Annotated in this window: 4 protein-coding genes; 1 reads left to right on the forward strand and 3 read right to left on the reverse strand. The window is 72.3% G+C overall.

Translation table 11 applies throughout. The annotated features are described in order from the left end of the window. Positions 1-81 precede the first annotated feature (81 nt). From C6N75_RS00830 to C6N75_RS00840, 3 genes are all read right to left on the reverse strand, one after another. Positions 82-954: a sugar ABC transporter permease gene (locus C6N75_RS00830; protein ID WP_407703184.1), complete on the reverse strand. Its 873-nt coding sequence runs from the start codon at positions 952-954 to the stop codon at positions 82-84. Then, positions 948-1982, reverse strand: a complete 1035-nt coding sequence (locus C6N75_RS00835) for a carbohydrate ABC transporter permease (protein ID WP_105866886.1) — start codon at positions 1980-1982, stop codon at positions 948-950. The genes C6N75_RS00830 and C6N75_RS00835 overlap by 7 nt, the downstream gene beginning before the upstream one ends. Positions 1983-2067: 85 nt before the next feature. Beyond that, positions 2068-3339, reverse strand: a complete 1272-nt coding sequence (locus C6N75_RS00840; protein WP_105866887.1) for an extracellular solute-binding protein — start codon at positions 3337-3339, stop codon at positions 2068-2070. A 342-nt stretch (positions 3340-3681) separates the two neighbouring features. Here C6N75_RS00840 and C6N75_RS00845 point away from each other — a divergent pair, with 342 nt between their 5' ends. Beyond that, positions 3682-5466, forward strand: coding sequence for a glycoside hydrolase family 13 protein (locus C6N75_RS00845; protein ID WP_105866888.1), 1785 nt, complete (start codon positions 3682-3684; stop codon positions 5464-5466). The last annotated feature ends 127 nt before the right edge of the window (positions 5467-5593 follow it).

A 5593-nucleotide genomic window follows, 5' to 3' on the forward strand; every position in this document is an offset into this window, starting at 1 on the left:
GTCCGCCGGCGCCGTCAAGGGCTGACACCGCAGGGCGTACGGGGGCGGGTACGGCGGCCCGTCCCCGTACGCCCTGCGGTGTCAGCCCTTGACGGCGCCGGCGGACATGCCGGTCACCAGGTGGCGCTGGGCGAAGAGGAAGACGAGCGCGGCGGGGATGGCGATGAGCACCGAGGCGGCGGTCATCGGGCCCCACTGGGCGCCGTACTGGTTGACGAACTTCTGGAGGCCCCCGGCGAGGGTGAGGTTCTCGTCGCCGACCATGAAGGCGGAGGCGTAGGCGACCTCGCCCCAGGCGGTGATGAAGGAGTAGAACGCGGTCACCGCGATGCCGGGCTTGGCCAGCGGGAGGATCAGCCGCCAGAAGGTGCCGAACGGGGTGAGCCCGTCGACCTGCCCGGACTCGTCGATCTCGGCCGGGATGGTGTCGAAGAAGCCCTTCATCATCCAGGCGCAGAACGGCACGGCGATGGTCAGGTAGGTGATGACCAGGCCGGCGGCCTGGTTGAGCAGGCCGATGGACGCCATGATGTTGTAGATCGGCACGATCAGGACGGCGACCGGGAACATCTGGGTGATCAGCAGCGTCCACATCAGCCCGCGCTTGCCGGGGAAGCGGAAGCGGCTGACCGCGTAGCCGGTGGTGGCGGCGGTGAACACGCCGAGCACGGTGGTCAGTCCGGCGACCAGCAGGGAGTTGCCGAACCACGTGAGGAACGGGGTGTCCCGCAGCAGGCCGGTGTAGTTCTCGAAGGTCGTCTCGCGGAAGAAGTCCGTGGTGGTGGCGTACTTGGCGGGCTTGAGCGAGGTCAGCAGCACCCACAGCACGGGGAAGACCGCGACGACCGCGGCCAGGATCAGGCCGGCGTGCAGGCCGATGGAGGCGAGCGGGGAGCGCCGGCCGCGGCGGTGGGGCACGGCGGGCGTACGGGACGGGGTGGCGGTGGTCACCAGGCTTCTCCCTGCTTGCGGAGGACTCGCCGGTAGACCGCGGCGAAGAGCATCAGCAGCACCAGGATCAGCACGCCCCAGGTGGAGGACTGCGCGAAGTCGCGCGGGCTGATCTCGAAGCTGAACTTGTACGCCTGGGTGACCAGGATCTGGGTGGCCTCGCCGGGTCCGCCGCGGGTCAGCAGGAAGATCACCGGGAACATGTTGAACGTCCAGATGGTGGAGAGCAGCACCACCGTGGTGGAGACCGAACGCAGCCCCGGCATGGTGATGTTGCGGAACCGCTGCCAGGCGTTGGCCCCGTCCATCTCGGCGGCCTCGTACAGCTCGCCGGGGATGGACTGGAGCCCGCCGAGCAGGGCGACCATCATGAAGGGCACGCCGAGCCAGACGTTGACCGCGATGACCGAGAGCTTCGCCATGACCGGGTCGTTGAGCCAGGGCACCGCGTCGATGCCGCCGCCGGCCAGCACCTGGTTGAGCAGGCCGCGCCGCTCGTCGTACAGGAAGCGCCAGGCGAAGACGGAGACGAAGCCGGGCACCGCCCACGGCAGGATGATCAGCATCCGGTAGGCGGAGCGGCCGGCCATCTTCCGGTTGAGCATGTTGGCCAGGGTCAGACCGAGCACGAAGGTGATCGACACGCAGGAGACCGTCCACGCCAGGGTCCAGCCGAGGGTGTCGAGGAACTGCGAACCGCTCAGGGCCGCCTGGTAGTTGTCCAGGCCGACGAACTCGTAGGTGGCGGGTATCTCGTTGACCCCGATACTGCGCGCCACGTTGCGCTCGGTGGCGTCGGTCAGCGAGAGGTAGATCCCGCGCACCAGCGGATAGCCGATGATCACGCCGATCACGGCCACCACCGGGGCGACCATCGCCCACGCGTACCAGTGGGTGGCCAGGGAGCGCTTGACGCCGCCCCCGGGGCCCTCGGGTCCGCCCTTGGACCTGCCAGCACGGCGGGCGGGGCCGCGGGTGTCGTCGCCACCCGCGGCCTTCGCCACCGACTGGCTGGGGGTGTCCACAGCCATCAGCCGGTCAACCTTCCTTCGTCGCGTCCGGTCCCGTGCGGGGCCGGCACGTCCGGCCCCCGTCCGGGGCCGGTGCCGTGTGCCGTTACTTCCAGCCCTTGAGGAGCTTGCGGTACTCCGCGCCGGTGGCCTTCGCGCCCTGCTGGGGGCTGGTCTGGCCGGTGAGGACCTTGGTGTACTCGGTCTTCAGCGGGGTGAACAGGGAGCCGCCCTCCGGGATCCAGGGCCGCTCGACGGACTTCTCGACGACCGGCTTGAAGAAGCCGATCATCTCGTTCTTGGCCACGTCCGGCTTGATGTAGACCGACTCGCGGGTGGGCAGCAGGCTCAGCTCGGTGGCGACCTTGGCCTGGGACTCCGCCGAGGTCATGTACTCGGCGAAGGCGTAGGAGGCGGGGAGGTTCCCGGAGCCGGCGTAGACGGCGAGGTTGTGGCCGCCCTGCGGGGCGCCCTGACCGGCGGAGCCGGCCGGGACGGGGGCGATGCCCAGGTTGGCCTTGTCGGCGAACTCGGCACCGGCGTGGGTGTCGGCGACCGCCCACGGGCCGTTGATCATCATGGCGACCTTGCCGTCCTTGAAGGCGGCCTGCATGTTGTCCCAGCCGTTGGTGGCGTCGGTGATGGCGGCCTTGGAGTCGACCAGGTCCTTCACCGTCTGCATGGCCTTGACGCCGGCCGGGTTGTCGACGGTGACCGTCTTCTTCTCGGCGTCGACCATGTCGCCGCCCTCACCGTAGAGGAAGGACAGGAACCAGTACGGGTCGTCGCCGCGCAGGTACAGGCCGGTCTTGCCGGTCTTCTTCTTGATGGCGGCGGCGGTGGTCTTCAGGTCCTCGACGGTCTGCGGGACCTCGGCGCCGGCCTCCTCGAAGATCTTCTTGTTGTAGAAGAGGCCCATGGAGTCGATGACCTGCGGCACCGCGTAGGTCTTGCCCTTGTACTCGGTGGAGGCGGCGGCCTGCTCCAGGAAGTCGTCCTGGTTCTTCAGCGCCGCGGTCCCGTCCAGCGGGGCGAGGTAGCCGAGGTCGGCGAACTCGGGGGTCCAGGCCACCTCGGAGCGGATGACGTCAGGGGCGCCGGAGCCGGACTGGGCGGCGTTCTTGAACTTGTTCTGCGCCTCGCCGAAGGGCACGTTGACGTACTTGACCGTGACCTTGGGGTGCTTCTTGGTGAAGTCCTCGGCGAGCTTCTTGAAGACCTTGTCCTCGCTGCCGACGGTGGAGGTGTCCCACCAGGTGACCGTGCCGCTCAGCTCGCCGCCGGCCTTGCCGCCGTCGGAGCCGCTGTCGCCGCCGCACGCCGTCGCCGTCAGACCCAGGGCCGCGACCAGCGCGGTGGCCGCTATGCCACGCCGCATGTGCACTCCTCATCAGGTGATCCCCGGGAGCGAGGCGGATCAGCGCGGATCACGTGCCTCCTTGCGGTCCGCTCCTTCGCGGCGCGCCGGGTTGCCAGGAACGTAACAGGGATGAAAACGAGCCGAAAGAGCTTGCGGCAATTTTCTGCAAGGGCGGCCGATCGTTACGTCCGCGTGTCCCGAAGGTTGCCGACGGATCCCTTGACAGGGTGGTACGGCGAGGCCGCCGCGCCGGACGCGGCCCCTGCAAGCCCTTGCAGGCAATCGTGCAGGGAGCCGGTGCCGGACCGCCGTGCGCCTCGTTGGACCGAGCGACACCCCCGAGTCCGAGAGGGACCGCCCATGGCCGCACCCGAGTTGACCTCGCACCCGCGGGACCTGCCCGAGCCCGACCCGGAGACCGTTCCCGTGAGCGACCCGCGGCCCGCGTCCGACTGGTGGCGGGCGGCGGTCATCTACCAGGTGTACGTCCGCTCCTTCGCCGACGGCGACGGCGACGGCGTCGGCGACCTGCGCGGCGCCCGGGAGAGGCTCGGGCACCTGGCCGCGCTCGGCGCGGACGCCGTCTGGCTCACCCCCTTCTACGCCTCACCGCAGGCCGACGGCGGCTACGACGTGGCCGACTACCGGGCGGTCGACCCGCTCTTCGGCGACCTCGACGACGCCGCCGCCCTGGTGCGCGCCGCGCACGGCCTGGGCCTGAAGGTCATCGTGGACGTCGTCCCCAACCACACCTCCGAGCGGCACCCGTGGTTCGCGGCCGCGCTGGCCGGCGACCCGGCCGCCCGCGCCCGCTACCTCTTCCGCCCCGGCCAGGGGCCGGACGGATCGCTGCCGCCCAACGACTGGGAGTCGGTCTTCGGCGGCCCGGCCTGGACGCGGGCGGCCGACGGCGAGTGGTACCTGCACCTGTTCGCCCCCGAACAGCCCGACCTGGACTGGGAGAACGAGGAGGTGCGCGCCGAGTTCGCCTCGGTGCTGCGGTTCTGGCTGGACCTGGGCGTGGACGGCTTCCGGATCGACGTGGCCCACGGCATGGTCAAGGCCCCGGGGCTGCCCGACATCGGCCACCGCGAGCAGGTCCGGCTGATCGGCGCCCAGCAGCTCCCCTTCTTCGACCAGGACGGGGTGCACGAGATCCACCGCGCCTGGCGGGCGCTGCTCGACGCCTACACCGCCGAGCACGGCGGCCCCGCCCGGATCGGCGTCGCCGAGGCGTGGGCGCCCAACGCCGAACGGCTCTCCCTCTACGTACGCCCCGACGAGCTGCACCAGGCGTTCAACTTCGCCTTCCTCCAAGCCCCGTGGGACGCGGCGGCGCTGCGCCGGGTGATCGACGACTCGCTGCGGGCCACCACCGCGGTGGGCGCCCCCACCACCTGGGTGCTGTCCAACCACGACGTGGTCCGGCACCCCAGCCGCTACGGCGCCGGCGCGGCCGGCCTGCGGCGGGCCCGCGCGGCGGCGCTGCTGATGCTGGCGCTGCCCGGCTCCGCGTACCTCTACCAGGGCGAGGAGCTGGGGCTGCCGGAGGTCGCGGACCTGCCCGACGCCGTGCGCCAGGACCCGGCGTTCCGCCGCCGCAGCGGCCAGGGGGACGGACAGGACGGGCAGGACGGGCTGCGCGACGGCTGCCGGGTGCCGCTGCCGTGGACGCCCGAGGGCCCGTCGTACGGCTTCGGCGCGGGCGGGAGCTGGCTGCCGCAGCCGGCGGAGTGGGGCGCGCTGTCGGTGGCGGCCCAGACCGGGCAGGCGGACTCCACCCTGGAGCTGTACCGGTCCGCGCTGGCGCTGCGCCGTGCCCATCCGGCGCTGGGCGCGGGCGAGCGGCTGGACTGGCTGCCCGCGCCGGAGGGGGTGCTGGCCTTCCGCCGCACCGCCGCCGACCCGGACGCCGGGGAGCTGGTGTGCACGGTGAACCTGACGGACCGCCCGGTGGCGCTGCCCGCGCCCGGCGCCCGGCCGCTGCTCGGCAGCGTCCCCGGCGCGGCCGTCCCGGTGGACGCGGACGGCGCGGCCGTGGTGCCCGGCCCGGCGCCGGAGGGCGGCACGGACGGCGTCGCCGGCGGCGGCACGGGCGGCTTCGTGGTGCTGGCCCCCGAGTCCGCCGTCTGGTGGGCGAGCTGACATGCGACCGGGTCCGAAAGGCGCAGGGGCGGGGCGGCCGGATGGCGGGCGGCCGGGCCCCGCGCCCGGCGAGCGGGGCGGCGCGGGGCCGGGTCCGGCGTCCGGTGGGCGGCGCGCGGGGCGGCCG

The sequence above is a fragment of the Streptomyces solincola genome (assembly GCF_002982015.1).
Classification (GTDB): domain Bacteria; phylum Actinomycetota; class Actinomycetes; order Streptomycetales; family Streptomycetaceae; genus Streptomyces; species Streptomyces solincola.

Excerpts from the sequence above, each read along its gene's own strand:
- C6N75_RS00845 (WP_105866888.1), top strand. The coding sequence starts at position 3,682 with ATGGCCGCACCCGAGTTGACCTCGCACCCGCGGGACCTGCCCGAGCCC.
- C6N75_RS00835 (WP_105866886.1), bottom strand. The coding sequence starts at position 1,982 with ATGGCTGTGGACACCCCCAGCCAGTCGGTGGCGAAGGCCGCGGGTGGC.
- C6N75_RS00840 (WP_105866887.1), bottom strand. The coding sequence starts at position 3,339 with ATGCGGCGTGGCATAGCGGCCACCGCGCTGGTCGCGGCCCTGGGTCTG.